The organism is Bacillus sp. FJAT-28004 (assembly GCF_001280845.1).
Classification (GTDB): domain Bacteria; phylum Bacillota; class Bacilli; order Paenibacillales; family Paenibacillaceae; genus Pristimantibacillus.
This window is the reverse complement of the sequence record NZ_LGHP01000001.1, coordinates 540,420-561,734: the sequence shown is the minus strand read 5'-3', so window position 1 is coordinate 561,734 and position 21,315 is coordinate 540,420. Positions and strand designations below refer to the sequence as shown.

At 45.1% G+C, this 21,315-nt stretch carries 17 protein-coding genes; 6 read left to right on the top strand and 11 right to left on the bottom strand.

Annotated features, from left to right (window positions below; translation table 11 throughout):
- Positions 1-38: 38 nt before the first annotated feature.
- From AC787_RS02285 to AC787_RS02265, 5 genes are all read right to left on the bottom strand, one after another.
- Positions 39-1,019, bottom strand: coding sequence for an S-layer homology domain-containing protein (locus tag AC787_RS02285; protein ID WP_054023315.1), 981 nt, complete (start codon positions 1,017-1,019; stop codon positions 39-41).
- A gap of 333 nt (positions 1,020-1,352) precedes the next feature.
- Positions 1,353-2,597: an MFS transporter gene (locus AC787_RS02280; protein ID WP_054023314.1), complete on the bottom strand. Its 1,245-nt coding sequence runs from the start codon at positions 2,595-2,597 to the stop codon at positions 1,353-1,355.
- Between the two features lie 34 nt (positions 2,598-2,631).
- Positions 2,632-3,993, bottom strand: coding sequence for a DUF2087 domain-containing protein (locus AC787_RS35145; RefSeq protein WP_063847474.1), 1,362 nt, complete (start codon positions 3,991-3,993; stop codon positions 2,632-2,634).
- Positions 3,994-4,132: 139 nt separating this feature from the next.
- On the bottom strand, positions 4,133-5,359 hold the full coding sequence (locus tag AC787_RS02270) for an MFS transporter (RefSeq protein ID WP_054023313.1): 1,227 nt from the start codon (positions 5,357-5,359) through the stop codon (positions 4,133-4,135).
- A 67-nt stretch (positions 5,360-5,426) separates the two neighbouring features.
- Positions 5,427-6,524, bottom strand: coding sequence for a lactonase family protein (locus tag AC787_RS02265; RefSeq protein WP_054023312.1), 1,098 nt, complete (start codon positions 6,522-6,524; stop codon positions 5,427-5,429).
- 166 nt (positions 6,525-6,690) lie between these two features.
- On the opposite strand from AC787_RS02265, the gene AC787_RS02260 reads away from it, so the two are divergent.
- The 4 genes from AC787_RS02260 to AC787_RS02245 all read left to right on the top strand — a co-directional run bounded on the left by AC787_RS02260 (position 6,691) and on the right by AC787_RS02245 (position 9,524).
- Positions 6,691-7,053 (top strand): LytTR family transcriptional regulator DNA-binding domain-containing protein, encoded by a 363-nt coding sequence (locus AC787_RS02260; RefSeq protein ID WP_054023311.1) that lies wholly within the window; start codon positions 6,691-6,693, stop codon positions 7,051-7,053.
- Between the two features lie 141 nt (positions 7,054-7,194).
- Positions 7,195-8,193, top strand: coding sequence for an aldose 1-epimerase (locus AC787_RS02255; RefSeq protein ID WP_054023310.1), 999 nt, complete (start codon positions 7,195-7,197; stop codon positions 8,191-8,193).
- A 177-nt stretch (positions 8,194-8,370) separates the two neighbouring features.
- Positions 8,371-8,838: a hypothetical protein gene (locus tag AC787_RS02250; RefSeq protein WP_152970567.1), complete on the top strand. Its 468-nt coding sequence runs from the start codon at positions 8,371-8,373 to the stop codon at positions 8,836-8,838.
- Positions 8,835-9,524, top strand: coding sequence for an AIM24 family protein (locus tag AC787_RS02245; RefSeq protein WP_054023308.1), 690 nt, complete (start codon positions 8,835-8,837; stop codon positions 9,522-9,524). The genes AC787_RS02250 and AC787_RS02245 overlap by 4 nt, the downstream gene beginning before the upstream one ends.
- A gap of 50 nt (positions 9,525-9,574) precedes the next feature.
- Here AC787_RS02245 and AC787_RS02240 read toward each other — a convergent pair whose 3' ends face one another.
- The 6 genes from AC787_RS02240 to AC787_RS02215 form a co-directional block, all read right to left on the bottom strand.
- Complete coding sequence (locus AC787_RS02240; RefSeq protein ID WP_054026848.1) at positions 9,575-12,682, bottom strand: glycoside hydrolase family 2 TIM barrel-domain containing protein; 3,108 nt, start codon at positions 12,680-12,682, stop codon at positions 9,575-9,577.
- Between the two features lie 210 nt (positions 12,683-12,892).
- Positions 12,893-14,698, bottom strand: coding sequence for an ABC transporter ATP-binding protein (locus AC787_RS02235; protein WP_054023307.1), 1,806 nt, complete (start codon positions 14,696-14,698; stop codon positions 12,893-12,895).
- Between the two features lie 140 nt (positions 14,699-14,838).
- A complete protein-coding gene (locus AC787_RS02230) occupies positions 14,839-15,600 on the bottom strand; it encodes a response regulator transcription factor (protein WP_054023306.1) in 762 nt (253 codons plus the stop codon).
- Positions 15,601-15,680: 80 nt separating this feature from the next.
- A complete protein-coding gene (locus AC787_RS02225; protein ID WP_054023305.1) occupies positions 15,681-16,511 on the bottom strand; it encodes a carbohydrate ABC transporter permease in 831 nt (276 codons plus the stop codon).
- Between the two features lie 3 nt (positions 16,512-16,514).
- Positions 16,515-17,405, bottom strand: coding sequence for a carbohydrate ABC transporter permease (locus tag AC787_RS02220; protein ID WP_054023304.1), 891 nt, complete (start codon positions 17,403-17,405; stop codon positions 16,515-16,517).
- An 88-nt stretch (positions 17,406-17,493) separates the two neighbouring features.
- A complete protein-coding gene (locus tag AC787_RS02215; RefSeq protein ID WP_054023303.1) occupies positions 17,494-18,807 on the bottom strand; it encodes an ABC transporter substrate-binding protein in 1,314 nt (437 codons plus the stop codon).
- A gap of 315 nt (positions 18,808-19,122) precedes the next feature.
- Between AC787_RS02215 and AC787_RS02210 the strand changes: the two genes are divergently transcribed.
- Complete coding sequence (locus tag AC787_RS02210) at positions 19,123-20,097, top strand: glycoside hydrolase family 113 (protein WP_054023302.1); 975 nt, start codon at positions 19,123-19,125, stop codon at positions 20,095-20,097.
- Complete coding sequence (locus AC787_RS02205; protein WP_054023301.1) at positions 20,094-21,305, top strand: AGE family epimerase/isomerase; 1,212 nt, start codon at positions 20,094-20,096, stop codon at positions 21,303-21,305. Before AC787_RS02210 ends, AC787_RS02205 begins: the two co-directional genes overlap by 4 nt.
- The last annotated feature ends 10 nt before the right edge of the window (positions 21,306-21,315 follow it).

The window sequence follows — 21,315 nt, the reverse complement described above, 5'->3', positions numbered from 1 at the left end:
GAGAATAGCATTTTTTTGTAGTGATTTATTCAAGGAGCTCACTCTCCAATCCGAATCATCACTGTTTTGTTATCACTTCCCTTGTAAACTTTAAAAGTCCGATTATCATATTTTGTGTCTATTACACTATTTGCATTATTAGATTCTAAACCATTAACTTTATTGTAACTTGAATATGCTTTATCAATTGATTTAGGGAAGTAGTACTTTAGTATTTCTTTAACAACCTTCTGATTTTCAACGTTTGATTCAGAAATGATAATTGAAGTCTTTTTCAATTCAACCACGTATTCAATCGCTAGTGTATAATCAAAAAAGTCATCTGATCCTTTAGAGTTAATTAAAACAATACCACCAGTACCAAACATAGTCGTCCCATTGAAATTAGGCAGAGACTGAACCATTGTATTCAGTGCATCTCTTGTTTTGGGATATGTAACAGACTTACCAATCTTGGCCGTCAATGTGTTTGTAATCATCACTACCGCCTCAGCACGAGTCGCGTTCTTCTCTCCGCCCATCGAACCATCAGGATAACCCTTCATAATTTCCAGTTTCTTCGCCACAGCCAGATAACCCGACTTTGCGCCCTCGGCATCTTTGCCAATCGCACGGATCGTCATGCGCGCAATCTCTTCTCGCGTTATCATACGATTAGGTTCAAAAGTATTTTCTGCATAATCCCCGACCTTAATAATAGATTGTTTCAACCCCGTAGCAATAAAAGGCCGAAACCAACCGCTATCATCAACAAAAGGCGTATCTGTATCTTCCGTTTTAATTTTCATAGCGGCTACAAGCGATTTCAAAAATTCAGCGCGCGTCATATTTGCATTTGGCTTAAATGTTTTGACATCATAGCCATTAATCCATCCCTGATTAACTGCAGTCGCGATCTCTTCTTTTGCCCAATGCGTTTTTGTATCCGTAAAAGCAACCGCTGCCGCAGCTGTCTCCGTTCTAATCAGCAATGTTACCAGCAAAGCCATTGCAAGCATGACTCGTCCTATTTTTTGCATATTTAACCACTCCCATTTTTTTTATAATAAAGAATGTTCATTTGCGAACTACACATATTTATCACACATATTTTTACAGAAGTTTCATAATCATTCTTCTTGTCTATCTCTTTTCCCTTCTTTTCTCACCTCTTCCCTCTCCAACATTTGCTGTATTTCGACAACATTCCTTCTCCCCCATCAATAGGCTACTCTCCAAGAGACACTACTGAAGCAACGCAAAAAAAGCACGCCCCTCCCTCTACCGAGGGTATAAGCGTGCTTCGCTATCCTTCATATCAACTACAGCAAATATTACTTCACACGGGAGAATCTGTCAATAACCCCCGCCAACTAAGAACTAGACTGAACAACAAGCGGTTTATGCTTAAACAACGGAACAAGGAGCAGCATTCCCAAAAACATAATCGCCCCTGCGACGCAATAAATGCCGACGAGCGGAAACACCGTTTTGAGCTGTCCGGCAACAAGCGTCATAATAACCATCATCCCCATAAACATTGGGGTAAGCACACCATTCACCCGTCCCGTATAGGACTCCTCGGAATATTGCAAAATCATTGTGCTAATTCCGATTTGAATCATTGGGAAGCCCAATCCACTAATGAATTGCAGCACTAATGTAAGTGGTATGCTTGTTGATAAGCCTACACCAATCATACAAATCGAGCTAAAAAGCAGGCCGATTGCGAGCAGCTTTTGCGGAGCTACTTTTTTGGCAATAACCATGACAGCCCCTCCGCCAACCAGCATCGCTATCCCGTTAACCATTAGAATATATTGTAAAAACTCCTTTGGCTGGCCCAAACGCTCAAGCACGATGAACAAGCCAAGCGTCTGGGCAATCCCTACCGCCGTACCCGCTAGAGCAAACGTACCTCCAAGTGCTTTCAAGACTGGACTACGCCATACATACTTAAACCCATCCTTGAACTCCTTCCAAAAATGCCGTTCCAATGCAGCATCCGTTTTCTCCACTTCACGATCACGAGGGATTCGAAACAAAACGACAGCGGACAGCAAGAACGCTACACCCATTACTCCAATTGAAACTTCGATGCCGAATTTTTGATACGATATCACACCAAGTGACGGCCCAAGCACCATAAATATCGCCATAAGCGATTGAAACATCGCCATCGCTGATTGCAATTGCTCAGCCGGAATATGCTGCTTAAACAGCTTCATTGCCGATGGCTGTGAGAATTGCGATAGGATCGCCGATACAAACGTAGCAAAATACACCATATGCCACGATCCGTAAAGTAGAGTAATCAGTACAACAAACACGGACAACGCTGATAAAAAATCACACCAAATCATCGTAAGCCTCGGCTTCCAGCGATCTGCGAAAGTTCCGCCGATGAACGAGAATACGAAAATCGGTAAAAACTCCACGAAGCCCATCAAACTAATCGCGAACGGGTCCTCGTTTGTCTTATCTGTCACATACATCAGAATGGCAAAGTTTCTTACCCAAATCCCGATTTGAAGCAGCACGTTTGAAAAAATAATCGTTTGAAAAAATTTGTTGCGGAGCAAACTTTCTCCCGCTCCCGTTACTCCATTAGCAGACATTTCAACCAGCACTCTCCCTCATCAAACAAAATGATTAATTCTCTGTCTTCTCGGCTGGGCCGTGATAGCCCTTCTCTCCATAAGGCTGCAGCTTCTGGGCCCATAGCTCCTTTAAATCGTTGACTTCTCTGTTGTACTGTCGCACCATATCAACGGGTTGACGGTCTTCCGGGTCCAATACGTCTTTATAATCATAACGGATTTTTTGCTCCAGCTTAACGGTCTCTAGAATGAGAAAGGAGAAGTTCTCTGGGCCGAATTGCTTCCATTCCTTCTGCAGCTCCTTATTCGCATGACCATCGATATTAAGCACAAACTGCTCTTTTCCCCACAGGGCATCTAAATTAGTCGAGCCTCCTAAATATATTTTTCCATTAATATTATTTTTGATTTGAAATACACCCATCATCCGCTCACGCTCTTGGTATTCAGCTGTCAGCTGCTTCCGCTTTGCCTTATCCATTTTTGGTTCACCCTTTCGATCTTCCTCTTGCTCCTGCACGTTAGCCAGAGCTTTCTTCTTATCCATTTTCCCTTGCTTGCCCTTAGCAGGCTTCTTCGGCTCAGTCTTCTGCTCACCCTGCTCAGCCGTCTCATTCTGCTCTGGCTCAAGTTTCTTGATTCCTGAACCCTTCACCCAATACACCCGGCCATCGTCCTTGCGATCCAAGTATCCATATTCGATTAGATAGCGGCGCAGGGTAACATAATCCTCTTCCCAAAAAGTAGTCAGCCGCTCATTCACTTCTTTCTCGGTATAGCGGACTCCGCTTTTGAAATAAGAGGCGATATGACGCAGTACTGCTACTTTACGCTTCTCCTTGCGCGGGAATGAGGCGAGCGGACCTTCAGGTCCATCCGGAAAATATTGCTTCAACAGCGCAGCGTATTCATCCTCTGTAATCGCATAACGTTCATCTACTTGCGTCGCAGTCCGGTGCACAGGCACGAAGCGCGGAGCTGCCGTGTTGCCTTGCTCCATCATCTCAATGATCGCGAGCAGCAGCTTCGCTTGCTTCGCTTTCTCCTTAAGCACGAAGCGATGATTCCGGATCGTCGATGCGCTGCCTATGCCGGTACGACTCATCATCTCATTATCAGTCAACTGATCGGCAAAACCTTGAATCAGCTCCTTCTGCAAATCGGTCAGACCCGTCTGGCGCTTATCAAGCTCGAGTAAATAATCAAGCATGGAGCCATGCTCCTGCTGTACATGATAGGCTGCATATTTACGTGCCTCATACCAGCGTCCAGAATGCTCATCCCGAAAAATCTCTCCATCCTCAAAACGTTCTCCGCATATGAGGCAATAATAATATCCTTCTGCTTCCTCGTATACATAACCTTGCTTCAGTTCTTCCACCGACGATGACCAAAATCGTTCCTCTGTATCCATTTAAACAAACACTCCTTAATAACGTTTGCTTTATTAATAAACATTATATAGTTATGTTTAGTTTTTTTCAATTTGTTTTTGCGAAAGTAAAAAAGCCGCCTTAAGGAAATCTCCTTAAAGCGACCGTTCTGTAACCGATTTAAACAGTTTCTTTTCTATCCTTTGGCAGCATAAGCGCCAGCAAGCCCATCAGCGGCAATACACTGCACGCTACCATAACGAAGCTTAGCGAGCGCGCATCCGCCAAATATCCGAGCACAACCGCGCCAAGGCCACCCATACCGAAAGCAAGTCCCGTAATCAGTCCCGAAGCAGTCCCTACCTTGCTAGGCATAAGCTCTTGTGCATATACGACACTGACCGAGAATCCGGATTGCAAAATAAAGCCAAGCACAACGATTAGCGGATATACCCAAGCCAGCGGCAGATGCGGCAGGATAAGGGCGAATGGTGCTGCGCCTAGAATGGAAATCAGCATCATTTTTTTGCGTCCAATCCGATCCGCTAATATGCCGCCTAGAAAAGTGCCGGCAACACCGGCTGCCATAAATAGAAACAATGGAATCTGTGCTTGCTTAATCGTTAGGTGATATGTTTCCACCACATAAAACTGATAAAAGTTACCGATAGCTGCGGCATACCAGGATCGTGCGAAAACGATCACAAACAGGATAGCAAGCGCAAACCCGACGACCTTGGGTGCAAGAGCAGGCTTCACTTTACCGACGGCTTTGCGCTGCATCTTACCATCATGATCGGCTAACTGCGTCCTATACCAAGGAACGACCTTCATCAAAATAATAATAGCTGTAGCAGCAAGCAGTGTCCCCCATATAGCGCCCTTCTGTCCAAACGGCAGGAAGATCAGCATCGTCATCAACGGACCGAGCATTTGACCAAAATTGCCGCCAACCTGATAGATCGACTGGGAGAAAGCTCTGCGATTGCCTGCGGCTAAATGTACGACCCGCGAGCCCTCTGGATGGAACACAGCAGAGCCCAGCCCCACGAACACAACCGCGAGCAGCACCAAGTAGAAGTTCGGAGCGAAGGCTAGACCAACCATCCCGAGCATACTGGCACACATCCCGACAGGCAGCATCCAAGGCGCGGGCCTTTTATCCGAGATCAAGCCGACAACAGGCTGCATAACGGATGAAGTCATATTGAGTGTAAAAGCAATCCAGCCGATTTGTGCCAAGCTTAACCGCAGTGATTGCTCCAATACAGGAAACAAAGCTGAAACAACCGATTGCATCATATCATTCATGAGATGAACGGAACTGATGCAAATTAATATCGTGTATACGGTAGCAGATTTCATGGCTTCTTTATTGATTTTTCTCGATTCTAGCTGTGCAGACATGATTAGTAGGACCTGCCTTTCTTAACGAAACACTCGTAACCGTCGATGAAGCGTGCAGCCGACTAAACTAAGCTATTGCAAACTTCATGCACACAGGACTAGGTAGTTCAAGCTTCGATTCCAGCTGGGATAGCAGTCCGCTCTCCGCATCTACCGAGAATACAGTAATATTGCCTGTCTTCTGATTAGCAACGAGCAAATGATCTCCACTTGGCGTTATTACGAAATTTCGCGGCAACTCACCGCCGCAATCGATATGTTGGATAAGTGAAAGCTGTCCGTTGCCTTGATCCACTGCAAATACGGCAATGCTGTTATGCCCACGGTTAGAACTGTACAAGTAACGTCCAGATACACCTAAATGAATATCCGCGGAATCGTTATTGCCATTATAATCAGCCGGCAATGCAGATATCGCCTGGTTTGCTGTTAACACACCTAGCTCTGCGTCTACATCTAACTGTGTAATCGTGGAATCCAGCTCATTCATCACATAACCCGTTTTTAAATGTGGGTGGAAAATCAAATGACGCGGACCAGCCCCACGATGTACCTTGCTGATTCCATGAGGAACAAGCGAACGCCCTTCCTCATCATAGCGATAAATAACGATCGCATCGATGCCCAAATCAACGGAGCAAACATAAGAAGAACCTAGCGGGACGATGCAATGAGCGTGTGGCGCATCCTGCCTTGCGGCGTTTGGACCCAGCTCGCCGGCATGCTGCTGGACAGATGATGCCTCTTCCAGCTCCCCATCAGCCTTAATTGGAAATAATGCATCGCTGCCGCCTGTATAATTGGCAGCAAAGAGCACCTGCCCTGCATTGTCTGTGCTAAGGTAACATGGATGAGCGCCATATGTAAGTAAGCGGTTTCCTGTAGACTGCAGCAAACCCGTTTCTCTATCGATCTCAAACGACGCGACCGAACCACCGCTCGCATCTCCTGTTACATCTGTTTCACTTGCTGCAAACAAGCTGCCACCACCCGGATGCAGCGTCAAATAAGAAGCATTCTCAAACCCACTAAGACGCTGCAATAGGTTTAGCTCACTTGTCGTTTCATCGAACGAACACACATGAATAGTTGATTCCTCTGCTGTTCCATATGACCCGATATAAAGGATCTTGCTGGATGTTGATTGTCCCTTTTGATTGCTCATTTTATACCCTACCTCTCTGAACTTTTGGCTTTACAGTGACCATAGCACAAGCCGCTTCATCAAACAATGTCTTTTTTTTATAAAAGACTTCACAAATACTATTGTGACATGTTACAATGTAAGCGCTAACAAATCAGCGATTCACATTTCTAAAGGGGGAATTGAGATGATGAATGTTGTAATGAGCGAACGGAATGTGTATGAGGATTTCGAGTTGGAAACAGATGTGCTCTATTTTAAGCTCGGTATGCAAGGACTCGTAAGCTTCCATGGCAGAAACTATAATATAAAGAAAAGAATGACTGCCGAACAGATTAGCCAGCTGACGAGGGAACGCAGCTTCTATCAAGTCAGCTCCAATTGCTACATCAATATCGGAAAAATCAAGACGATTGATGCTGGTACGATTTATTTTGACTCCGAAATAACCGACTCTAAGCAGGTAACCGTAAATCGCCGCAAGCAATTCGTCATCCAACAGCTGTTTTCACAACGTGCTTCGAGTAAAGAATTACGGATAACAAAATAGTTGTACATACAACCGCTCCAATTTCCGCTATTATCGGAATAGGGCGGTTGTTTGTTGTTCGCTGTCCTGCTATTCTAAAGTTGAATATTATAAAATTTTACACCGATTAAGTCTTTATTAATAACTTTTAGGAGGATTACCATGTCTACGCAAGGACAAGCATTTGAACAATTATTTCATGATGAACAAGCTGTATGGCTGCAGTGGGGCGCTTATGAAGCAGCTGTATTGCCAGCTGTTGGTGCCAATCTCATTGCTTTTCGCGATAATGCAAACAACTATACCTTCCTTCGTGAACCATCCCTAGAGGAAATGGATGGCTTTAGAGCGAATCCGGGCATTCACGGCATCCCTGTCCTGTTCCCTCCCAACCGTTATGAAGACGGTACTTTTACTTGGAATGGCAGAACTTATAACTTCCCTGTAAATGAAGCAAAAACCGGCAACCATTTGCACGGATTTTTCCATACAGCAGCTTGGAGTGTCGAGGATTTTGGCACAAACAAAACGGAAAGCTACGTATCGCTCAAAATTTCAATCGATGAAAGCCACCCCATCTATACGTATTTGCCGCATCGCTTCACGATTAAGCTTCGTTACGCATTGAATGATACAGGCCTGCTCCAGCATGTATCCGTACATAATGAAGGAACGGATGCGATGCCTTGTCTGATCGCATTCCATACGACGATCAATGCGCCGTTCGCTTCGAACAGCACAGCAGATGATTACCGCTTCACGCTAACAACCGGAAAACGCTGGGAACTTAACGAGCGGATGCTGCCGACAGGCAACTACCAGACGCTAGTAGCGGACGAAGAAGCAATGAAAACAACAGGTATCTCGCCTTTCTGGGAGTCGATGGACAATCACTACACAACCGAGCCGCAAAACGGCCGCAATGCAATGGAGCTGACCGATACACGTAATGGTGTAACACTTGTCTACGATATCGGAACGGCTTATAAGCAGTGGATGATTTGGAACAACAATGCTACGCCAGGCTTCTTCTGTCCAGAGCCGCAGCTAAATCTCGTCAATGCGCCAAATGTGAATTTGCCAGCTGAGCAAATCGGGCTTGTCTCGCTTGAGCCAGGCGGCATTTGGGAAGAAACAAGTCGCTTGTACGTTAGAAAATAGTCATCGATCAAAGGATAGCAGCGACACCGCTGCTATCCTTTTTTTTATGGAGTAAATGTTTTCAGGCAATAAATCGTCGCTATTTCCATCCAAATACAGGACAGGAGTGACTATTGTCGAGAAAGGCTGTAAAATGTAAGCATCAGCCCCTCTTATGTCGAAAACTGAAGGGAGAATATGATGCGGCAACCATTATGGAAAGCACTTGTCATAACAAGCTTCCTATCCTTTATTCTCATCATCATTCCACAACCAACTGTCCACGCAGGTTTAATTGATCGAATCAAAGACATTTACAATACACCTGAGAAAATAAGCGAGCTCCAGCAGCAATATATTGAAGCCACGGAAGCACTTGCTAAGCAACAGCAGCAGCTTGAGGAATCCGCAAAGGCTGCAGCAGAGTATGCGCTTAAGCAAAAGGAGCTGCTTGAACAAAACAATCAGCTAATTGCGCAAAATGCGGAGTTGCAAGCCGAGATGGATCGCATGAAGCAGGACAAACAATCCTTTATAAGCAAGCTTATTAATACTGTCATTATTATCGCAGCTGTTTTTGTTGCTTATATCGTCTCCCTACGCGTCTGGCGTTATGTCGTATGGCGCAAGCAGCGGAGCACAGGCGGCAGAGGAATCAGCGGATGAAAATAACGGTTCCCGCCCAGGTCGGGCATGTGCATCTTAACCTTGAAGCTGTGGACAAGCTTCATGTGCTGCATCCAAAATCGATCATTGCCTTTCAAGGCGATCCGCAAAATCGCGAGGATCGTTTCATGGATTTGGCTGGCATGTATCGCAAGAAACGCTGGATTCGCTCCCTCATTTCTGGACCTTCCGAATTCATTGTTGGCCTGCCGGCAGGCTGCTCGCTCGAAACGCTGCAGATCGATGAGAAAAGCAATTTACTGTTCGATTTCAGACATATCATTTTTTTCTCGGACGGCATGAATTTGAAGTCCGTTGTGCAGAAGCTCAAAAACGCATGGATTACGAAGGAATTTGTCCGTATGCGATTTTCCGGTCCGGGCTTGCTTGGCATTATTACGGCCGGGGATATGAAATCCATTCAGCTTCATCCGGATCGTCCTTTATATGTTGAGACTGGAGCGCTCGTCGCATATCCTGAGCATGCATCCATCCAGCTGTCCGTTTATGGCAATAAGCTCGCAAGCCAGCATATGAATGTACAGTGGGAAATTCGTGGCACCGGCCCGGTGCTCATCCAAACGGGCTCACGCGATGCCGATCTGGAGGATCAACTGCAAAACGGCGGTTTTATCAAAAGAATTCTTCGCGAAGTGCTGCCATTTGGCGGCATCTATATCAAATAAAAGAGAGGCCCGCCGACCGTCAGCAGACGGAAGACAAGCCTCTTTTTATTTTAAATTCCTATTAATGAAAAACGATGTGTATAAGCTTGGTTCGCAAACAGGATGTATTCATTCTCTGGGCGTTGGCCCCAGCTGTCATGCCCGCCAACGCCGGTTTGCTTATGATTCACGCGAACGACCGTTTTATTGCTCTCTGGCAGCAGATGAATATGATCATGTTCCTCCAGCTCAAAAGGAGTGTAGGGCAGCACATTCAGTTCAAAATGTGGTGCACCCTTCAGCACGAGTCCTTCGCCTTGCGTATTCGTAATCTCTGCATGACGAACTTCCATCTTATTGCCGCATTCCTGTGGCCGTATATACGGTACAAACTGATCCTTAACGCTGCCAGTATAAAGACCTAGCTTGCCTCCAGTCTGGCGATCCCAGTACGTCTCGTCTGGACCCTTGCCATACCAGCTTACTTGATCAAATCGAGCAGGCATTTGGAATAACAATCCGAATTCCGGAATTTCCGGCAAGTCTGCCCCGGGCTGCAGCTTCTCGTATACATCGATCTCTCCGTCTCCGCTTACCGTGTAAACAAGTGAAAGCAAGGATTCCGATGTCGTAGGTAAGCTATATTGTACACTAATCGTTACACTGCTTGCCTCAAGCTCCCAAGTCATGGCTTGCAGAACGCGCTCCGTACCCGCTTCTCGCCATGTTGCACAGCGCATATGCTGCTGATTGCCGCGATCATTATCCGTGTACGCACGCCAGAAATTCGGAGTCACTCCTTGTAATAACCGTTCTGTGCCATTCCACATATAGGACGTAAGACTGCCATTTGTTAGATCAAATTGCGCTGTGAAGCATTCACCGCTTACAAGCAACCTATTTGCCAATTGTTCTGCATGAATAGCTGGCTTAGCCGGTACTAGACCAATAACAGCATCTACAGGCGCAGGCAGTACAAATTGCTCGAAGGCTATTTCATGACCCGCTTCTGCCCAGAGGGTTTGCTCCTTCAGCAGCAGTTGTACCGTTAATACGGCCTCTTCCGCGGTTGAAGAAAGCTTTGGCAGTCTATATGGAATCGTTAACGATTCCGTACACTCAGGTTGCGCAGCCGCTTCTATCGTACCTTCTTCCACAGTAACGCCGTTAATCGCCACTTGCCAAGCAAGCGTAAAACGATTCAAAGCGCTGAATAGATGACGATTGGTCACCTTAATGGAACCGTTCTTCAAATCAATTGCTTCAAACTTTGCGTTCTGGTATACCTTCTTCACCTCTTGCAGCTTAGGCGACACCGTGCGGTCTGCAAAAATAAGGCCGTTCCCGCAGAAATTGCCGTCATGCGGCGATTCGCCAAAGTCGCCTCCATACATCATTTTCACTACGCCGCTCTCGTCGGTCACACGAATGGCTTGATCGATCCAATCCCATATGAAGCCGCCCTGTAATACCGGATACTTCTCGAAAACCTCCCAATACACATGCAAGCCTCCACAGGAATTCCCCATCGCATGACTGTATTCGCATAAAATATAAGGTTTTTTCGGGTTACTTCTAGCATACTGCTCGACGCCCTGCGGACTCGTATACATATGGCTTTCGATGTCAGAAGCCGCTTCCGATTCACGGAAATGAAACGATCCTTCATAATGAACGACACGGGACGGATCAGCTTCACGCAAGAAATCATGCATTTTAATAAAATTGTCCCCGCCAAATGCTTCGTTTCCGAGCGACCATATGACGACAGAGGCATGGTTCTTGTCACGTTGCATCATCGAATTGCAGCGATCCAGCACCGCTCCCATCCATTCCGGTCTGCTTCCAGGTACAGTCTCACCAAGCTCCTTCTGTCCATAAGACCAGGAACCATGGGTTTCTAGATTCGTTTCATCAATGACGTATAAACCGTACTCGTCACAGAGCTCGTACCAAAGTGAGTTGTTCTGATAATGTGAGGTGCGTACGGCATTGATGTTATATTGCTTCATGAGCGCAACGTCCTTACGCATATCCGATTCATTTATAGCACGGCCTGTATCGCATGAGAACTCGTGTCTATTTACCCCTTTGAACATAATCCGGCGTCCATTAATTTGCATCAAGCCGTCTTTTATCTCGAACTTGCGGAAGCCAACCTTACAGCTTATCGCCTCAAGCAGCGTGCCATCCTCAGATTTCAAGCTAAGTATCAACGTATACAAATTCGGCTGCTCTGCGCTCCATTTGAGCGGATTTTGAACAGCGCCGCGCAGTTGGACAGAAGTTAGCTCCTCACCTTCCACCTGCGTTTGAATCGTCAGCGGGTTTGGAAATACGGCAGCTCGATTCGCATCAAACAACGTTGCCTCCAACGTTATTTGACCCATTGGCCTAACGAAATAGTTAAGCAGCTTGGCATCAATAATCAGCTCTGCGTCACGGTACTGCTCATCAAGCTCTGTGTGTACAAAAAAATCGTATAGATGCACCTCGGGGGTTGTGTACAAATAAACATCACGGAAAATGCCGCTCATCCGCCAAAAATCCTGATCCTCCAACCAGCTTGCATCACTCCATCGATAAACCTCTACTGCCAGCTTATTCTCTCCGTCTACAAGGTAAGGGGTTAGATCGAACTCGGAAGGCGTAAACGTGTCCTGGCTAAAGCCAACAAGCTCACCGTTCAGCCATACGTAGAAAGCCGACTCCACACCTTGAAAACTAATAAATACAGGCTTGCCATCCCACGGAGTAGGTACCGTAAAAGTATGGACATACGATCCAACGGGATTATAAGCGGTTGGAGCAAACGGCGGCTTTATGTCCTCGTTACCATCCCAAGGATATCGTATATTCGTATATTGTGGATAATCATAACCCTGCAGCTGCCAATGAGCGGGTACCGTAATGCTGTCCCACTGGCTATGATCATAATCGGCTTCATAAAAGTTGGCGATTCGTGATTCAGCATTTGTTGCGAATGCAAATTTCCACTGCCCATTCAACAGCAAATAATTCGAAGACTTGCTATGATTGCCTTCCAACGCCTCATGTTCCGTATCGAAGGGCATTAATGAAGCATGCGCATCCATACGGTTCAATCGATAAATTTCCGGGTTGTTGTTCCACTCCGGATAACCGTTTGCCGGCGGTGTATACACTAGCTTTTTCCGCATATAATCAAGCACCTCGTCACATTTAATTTGTATGATATTCACATTATAAGGCATTCCAATTTCTCGTATAATAAAACAATATTCATATCTTCTATAAAAATATGAACATTCCAATACCAAAGCCTCTCAATAATGAAAGCGCGCGGCAAAAAAAAAAGGCTGATCAGGCAAAACACCTGATCAACCCTATGACTAACAAACCTGCCTCTCCTAAAGCTGCAGCTGCTTCAAATTATAAAATTCGCCTTTGCTCGCCATCAGCTCTTCGAAGGTGCCAACCTCGGCAATACGACCGTGCTTCATGACGACAATGCGGTCTGCATCACGGATTGTGGACAAGCGATGAGCGACAATGAATGTTGTCCGACCCTTAATAAGCTCCTGCATAGCCTTCTGAACATGAAATTCCGATTCGTTATCGAGTGCGGAGGTTGCTTCATCCAAAATAATGATTTTGGGCTCGCGTACGAGTGCGCGTGCAATGGCGATCCGTTGACGCTGCCCGCCGGACAGCTTGCCGCCATGTTCTCCAACCATGGTTTCGAGGCCATCAGGCAGCTGCCCGATAAATTCAGATAGATTAGCCATCTCAACAACGCGATTCACTTGTTCATCTGTAATATCACGAAGACCATACGTGATATTGTCTCGAATCGTTCCCGAGAACAAAATATTCGTTTGCGGCACGACTGCCAGATGCTTGCGATAACTGCGCAGATCAATGTCCGCCAAATCGATGCCGTCCATCAACACTTTCCCGCCCGTTGGCTGCAGGAAACCGATAACGAGATTGAGCACCGTTGATTTGCCTGCCCCAGATGCACCAACAAATGCGATGCATTCGCCAGCCTCTACTTCAAGCGTAACATCCTCAAGCACATGATGCTCGCTTCCAGGATACGACAGCTCAACGCCCTCGAAGGAGAATTCACCGCGCACATCAGAAACTTTTCTTTTGCCGCTGTTATTTTCAATATCGGTCGATACCAAAATTTCTTTGATGGAATGAATCGATTCAAGCCCTTTTGCAATTTGCGGATAAATGTTAATAAGACCGGTAACCGAAGCCAAAATCATTGCAAAGAACCCTTGGTACATCACGACATCGCCAACCTGAATTTGCCCATTGTAGGCTAAATAAGCAGTAAAGATTAAACAAAGCACCTGAAAAATTTGAAACGTTACCCAGTTTGTCGAGCCAAAGTATGCCTCTACCAAATCTAGCCGATAGCCTTTGCCTTGAATGTTGCGAAGCGTCTGGTCAATACGGGCAATCTCAACCTTCTCCAGACCGTGTGCACGCGTAATCGGAATCATCTCAACCATCTCCGACACGCGAGAGGACATCTGTTCGATTTCTTTACGGAATTCCTTGTTCGACTTACGGATTTTACGGCGGAAAATGGTTACAATCGTTATGGACATTGGAATAGTCAGTATAAAAAACAACGACACAATCCAGCTGCTGTTCAGCGTTATGATGAAGGATACGATGATGTTAACTACAGCAGGCGCCAAAGCAAGCATGAACTGCTTTGACATCATCTCAACTGCTTCGACATCGCGCAGCACCTTCGACTGCAGCTTGCCCGCAGGCAGCTCTCTGTGTTGATTAATGGACAACTGCTGGAGCTTGCGCACAAGCGCGCTCCGAAGTCCCGCTTCTACATATCTTACCGCACGGCTCAAAAAAGAAATGTAAGCAGCATGAGTCGGTATGTTCTGTAAGATGACGATCAAAATAATAACAAAATTAATCCAAATGCCGCTAAGCGGATATTTTGCTGGATTCGTCGCAATGTTGATAATATTCGCGGTAACGATCGGCAGCACATAAACAGGCGCACTCTTAATGAACAAAAATAATAAAGAAATAAATAGATTGGTAAAGTTTCCTTTGTATAATGACAATAAAAATTTTAACGGGCTGACATTTTCCTCTAGTGCCGCGTTCTCAAATGTGCTCGCTAGTCCTTTCGCAGCACCAAGCTGAGTTTTCAAAACCCTCTCTGACATTGCTCTCTCCATCCTTCTGCAGCTCTACATGCTGTCAAACCATTCTAAATACGGCAAGCTACCGCATCATTTTACGCTCATTCCACCTTCCTGTAAATGAATGATATTGCACATCTTATATTCAATTTTGCTCATCGACACTAGTGATGCTTGGCTTTATAATCCTTAGGCGTTTCTCCGACCATCTTCTTAAAAAGCTTATTGAAATAAACAGGATCACTATAGCCGACCAGCTGTGATATCTCATAATTTTTCAGATTCGGATGATCGCTCAAAAACTGCTTTGCCTTCTCAATCCGAATATCGATCAAATAGTCTGTCAGCGTCATGCCTGTTTCCTGTTTGAATAGACGGCTCAAATAATTTGCGCTCATGCCAACGGTGTCCGCTATTCGTTCCATTTCGAAGTTTTTGCCGTATTCATGCTCCAAAATCGTCTTCATTTGCTCGATGACATAATGTTCTTTTTCCTGCGAGATCGTCTCCAGAGGTGGAGTAGACACCGTTGATTCAGCTAGCTGCCCATTCTCACTTCGCTCTTGCTCGATCTGGACGAGCAGATCATGCAAGTTCGTCTTGTCCACTGGTTTCAGTAAATAATCCCGCACGCCAGAGCGGAGAGCCTTGCGGGCGTATTCAAATTCACTAAAGCCGCTAAGTACAATAGTCGTAATCGACTTGTTGCGCAAGTGCTCAATAAGCCGCAGCCCGTCCATCATCGGCATTTTTATATCGGTAATGAGCACATCCAGCTCGCCTTCACCAAGCTTCGAAATATGCGCCCATGCGTCCATTCCATTGCTATAGGAGCCGATAACCGTAATGTCTAAATCCATTTTCGTTAATATTTTTTCTAGACCCAGTCTAATGAATTCTTCATCGTCCGCGATTATAATGTTCAAACCTGCTCGCTCCTCTCGCGTGTGCCTCTTTTAGTTTGTGCTAAAATCGGTACATCTGCAATGAAAAGAAAGCGGACGGTTTATTTAACCGCACCGCTTGTCACACCCGCGAAAATATATTTTTGCAAGAATAAATAAAGAATTGACGTAGGAATCATAATGATTAGAATCGCCGATGATATCATTTGCCAATCCCCGCTGTTAACCCCAAAGAATCGCATGAGCGATGTCGAGACGACAACATGCTCGGCCCTAGGCAAATAAAGGAGCGGAATGAACATATCATTATAGATACTAATCGTTTTCAAAATAACGATTGTCGCTGTAGCTGGCGCAAGCAGCGGGAAGATGATGGAGTGGAAGATCCGGAGCAATGAAGCACCCTCTATCATCGCACTCTCATCCAATTCATAAGGGATGTTCTTAATGAATTGCAGATAAATGTAAATTTGCAAAATATCTGCGCCTACATAGATTAGGACAGGTCCCATCAGGTTATTCGTCAAGCCAAGCGCTTGAATCGTTTTGTAGTTGACGACTTGAATTGTAATGGCCGGTATAATCGTTGCGAATAGGAACAAGCCGACTAGCGGCCCTTTAAATTTGAAATTGAAGCGCCCAACTGCATAACAGAAAGCCGATCCAATCAATATGTTCAAAATAAGCGTTATCGCAATAATGAACAGCGTATTCCCGAACGCATGGAGCATATCGGCCTGCTTAAAGGCTTGAGCAAAGTTTTTTAAATAGAGGAAGCTATCCGGCATGGAGATCGTCGATTTAGTGTGAAATTCATCCTTCGTCTTAAATGCATTGACGACGATGATATAAGGCGGGAACAAAATCGCAAACGCAGCCAATAGAAGGCTTAAATATTTGATTGTGTCCCAAAGCTTATTGGATTTATTCATCGATTATTCCTCCTTTCCTTTCAACAAGAACCGCTGAATCGACAAAACAATAACAACAAATAGTAACAAGACGACGCTCATTGCAGATGCTAAGCCATAATTGTTAAACTGAAAGGCGGTCTCGACAATTTTCATAACGAAGGTTTCGCTCGATCCCGCAGGCCCGCCCTTGGTCAGGATATAAGGCAGATCAAATACCTCTAAAGCGCCGGTAACCGTAAAAAATAAATTGAGCTCGATAATTTTGTAAATGTTCGGCAGCGTAATGCTAATAAATTTTTGCCAGCCGTTTGCCCCGTCAATCGATGCAGCTTCGTAAATATCGCTTGGAATAGATTGAAGTGCCGCCAAATAAATAACCATATTGAAGCCCATAAAACGCCAAAAGCCAATGGAAGCAAGCGTGTAGTTTACAAACGATCCACTGCCGAGCCAGCTAGTTTTGGACAGAGCATCAAATCCTAGCTGTCCTAGCAAATAGTTCAAAGATCCGTTTGTCGTGTCGAATACGTAACCGAATAAGTATGCTACAGCAACGCCATTTAGGATGTACGGTAAAAAAAGCAGCAGCCTGAAAAAGTTTTTACCTTTGAGCTTGCTGTTCAACACCACTGCGAAATATATCGCGGCGATATTTTGTACGATTCCAACAGCGAAATAGGCAAAGTTATGTTTAAAGACGCCAAAAATAGCTGGATTAGAAAATACTTCCCTGTAATTCGACCAACCAATCCAAGGTTTATTAGGACTTAATCCGTCCCAGCTTGTAAAACTTAATCGAATGAGCTCCATTGCCGGATAATAGGCGAATGTCAGCAGCAGCAGCAGCGGCAATGCGACGAAGCCAATAATGACATAGTTCTTCTGTGTTCTAAAAGACAATCTGCTAAACATGAGACAACCCCATCCTCCCTGCGTCTTTCTAATCTGAAGGTGCAGAATGGACAACCGACTTACGGGTTATCCATTCTGCACACAGCCCTTACAAGCCTAAATCTTTTTTCGCTTTCGCCCATGCAGTATTCACTTTATCAAATACCTTTTGCGGGTCTTTAGCTAATACGAATTCTTGTACAACTGCAGCTTGATCAAGCTGCGCTTTGTTTTGAATTTCTGTCGCAGCATCTACTGGTGCAGCTGGCTCGAAAAATTTAGGGGTAAAGCTGTTGAATTCCGAAAGCTGTGGAAGCTTAGATTCTTTGTCTTTCAAAGTTGGAATGAAACCTGCGAAATCATCATAACCAGATTCCTCGATCATCCATTGCACGAACGCTTTACCTGCTTCAACATTGCCGTTTTTATTAACAGCATAGAAGAAATCCGGGTTAAGCGGTGCTTTTGCTTCGCCCGAGTTGTCGACAGGGAATGGAAAGAAGCCAATATCCTCAGCAGGAGCGCCGTTTTCGATTACTTGATTGATTACCCAGTTACCAATAAGATACATACCGAATTTGCCTGTTGCTACGTCTTTTTTCGATTGCTCCCAGTTCGTCGAGTTAACGTCTGTTTCTAGGAAACCTTTGGTGTACAACTCACGAAGAATACCCCATGATTTGCCGTATACATTGTCAAGCGTGTACGGTGTGTCGGTTTCGGCACGTTTGTTTTGGTGATCAGAGGCTCCTCCAATTAGAGTTGTAACATCATATACCCAAGTATCAAGCGGCCATTTGTCTTTGAAGTTTGATGCAAGCGGCACGATCCCTGCGTCTTTAAGCTTTTGTGATGCTGCAAGGAATTCGTCGTATGTTTTCGGAAGAGCTGTAATGCCTGCTTTCTCGAATGCTTTCTTGTTGTAGACGATACCTACAGTTGAACCGCCTGAGGATACGCCGTACATTTTGCCCTCTTGCGCTTTCAAATCTTTGAAGTGAATTTCACCGGAGAATGTAATGTCGTCAAGCGGAGTGAAATAATTAGGCAGCTCAGCGTTTGGAATCGTTGGAACAAATACGACATCCGGGAAATCGCCGGAAGCGATACGGATTTTCAACGTTTTATCGTAGTCCGTTATCGCTTCAAATTTAAGATCGACACCGGGATATTTGTCTTCAAAACGTTTTTCGTAATCGACATACTGTTTATCAATCATGTCGGTACGGTTGGTTAAGAATACTACTTCACCTTTAATGGTTGACGCCTCTTCTGTTCCACCGTTCTCCGGCTTGTTCGTTGCGGTGTTATCCGTGCTTGGCTTGTTCGTTGCTGTATTCGTACTCGCATTATTCCCACCACATGCAGCTAAAGATGTTAGCATAACTACAGAAACAAGTGCTAACGAAATGACTTTTTTCATTTTTCAAATCCCCCTCGGCCCGTTTTGATTCCGCTTACATTTTGATAATACCTCATAAAATACGCATCTAAAATGGTTTAAAATATGATTTATAGTCTTCAACTGTCATTTTATGAAAACGCTATTTTTAGCATTTTCACTCATTATTGTGCATACATATGATGCTTTTAGCGTTATTAAATGAAGCGATTTTATGAAGTGGATTGCTTTTGAAGAAAGCTATTGCAAACAAGACTAGAATCATGTTTACTTGTTATATAACAAAAATATTATTAGCAATAACAAAAATATCAAAAATAAGGTGGGGCGACTTCTATGAGAACTAAATCAGCCTATATAGGCGGAATGACATGGGGCTGGACAGGCGTTCGAGGCACGTGGACCGGCGCAAAAGCGGATCGTTCGATGGAATTGATGGCTGAGCGTTTAAGCGTGAACTGGACGGCTATTGCGCTTGGCGCTCTTCAAGATCATGCGCACTCGACTGAAATTAAGTTTCGTGAAGCGCCGACGGTTACCGATGATGAGGTTCGCAGTGCTATTCAAAAAGCGAAGGAAATAGGCCTTAACGTTTGTCTGAAGCCGGTCGTCAATTGTGCGGATGGCACATGGCGTGCACATATTAATTTCTTTGATCTCGATGTGCCTTGCGAGCCAAAATGGTCTGACTGGTTCGCTTCTTATACAACTTTCATCTTGCACTACGCGCGAATTGCCGAAGAAACGGGTTGTGAAATGTTTTGCGTTGGATGCGAGATGGTTCAAACCGATCGCAGGGAGTCCGAATGGCGTGAGCTCATCACAGAGGTACGCAAAGTTTACTCGGGCATCGTTACGTACAATTGTGACAAATATCAAGAAGGTCAAATGAAATGGTGGGATGCTGTTGATGTCATTTCTTCAAGCGGCTACTACCCTATCGATGATTGGGAAGAACAGCTGAATCGTATTGAGAAGGTCGTAACGGAATACGACAAACCCTTTTTCTTCATGGAAGCAGGCTGTCCTAGCCGTGAAGGCTCGCAATATATTCCTAACGATTGGGGACTCCTCGGCGCGCCAAGTGAAGAGGTGCAGCGTCAGTACTACGAGACAATGTTCTCCCATACAGACAAACGTGCTTGGGTAGGCGGCTTTATGCTCTGGGATTGGCCAGCACGATTATATGAAGAGACAGACGCTAGTACTAACGACGATTATTGTATGTATGGCAAGCAAGCTGAGCAAACCGTTCGTCAATATTATGCGGCGAAAATAGCTGAAACGCGTGACGGAGGTTTGAGCCAATGAATGAAAACAACCAGCAATGGCTTGCAAGCATCAAGCAAGAGCTAGAAACAAACATTCTTGGCTTTTGGATGAAGCATACGATCGATGAGCAAAATGGCGGTTTCTATGGCTATATCAGTAGAAATTTAACCGTTAACAACGAAGCAGGCAAAAGCTTAGTGCTTAATACACGTATTTTATGGACCTTTGCCTCTGCTTATCGCATGACTGGAAATGAATCATATTTAAAAATCGCTGAACGAGCGTACCATTACGTGATCGAGCATTTTGTAGATCAGGAATACGGCGGATTATACTGGATGGTCGACGCAGCCGGCAATCCAGCGGAAACGAAAAAGCAGGTGTATGGCCAAGCCTTTGCCATTTACGCCTTATCCGAGTATCACCGCGCTACTGGCGATGATGCTGCGCTTCAGCAAGCAATCTCGTTATTCCATACACTTGAGCGTTATAGCTACGATGAGGAGTATAAAGGTTATTTCGAGGCTCTTACACGCGAGTGGCTGGAAACTGACGATAATAGCCTGAGTGAAAAAGATTTGAATGAGAAGAAGTCGATGAATACTCATCTCCACATCATGGAGGGTTACACGAACCTTTACCGGATATGGAAGTCAGATGAACTGCATGCCAAGCTGAAAGAATTAATTGAAATAACGATTAAACATATTATTAATCCAGTCAACGCGCACTTTATTCTTTTCTTCGATGAAAAATGGAACGGCAGATCCGAGCATATCTCTTTCGGTCATGATATCGAAGGCAGCTGGCTGCTGGTCGAGGCGGCTGAGGTGCTTGGGGATGAAGCATTGCTGGCTGATGCCAAAGCAATCTCGATTCGAATGGCGGAAGCGACGCTGAACGAAGGCGTAGACGAGGACGGCGGTCTTCTGAATGAGGCAGGTCCAGGTGGGCTAATTGATACGCACAAGGATTGGTGGCCGCAAGCGGAGGCTGTTGTTGGTTTCTATAATGCCTATCAAATGACGGGCGATGAGAAATACCGCGAGGCTGCCGTAAGATCGTGGCAATTCATTGAGAACTTTATCGTCGACAAACAGTTTGGTGAATGGCATTGGAGCGTAACGCGCAATGGATCTCCAAGCGAAAATGTTCAAAAGGTTAGTCCATGGAAATGCCCTTATCATAACGGTCGTGCTTGTTTTGAAATGATTGAACGTTTATCCGGCACATCAACTTCACACTAATGGAGGTTTA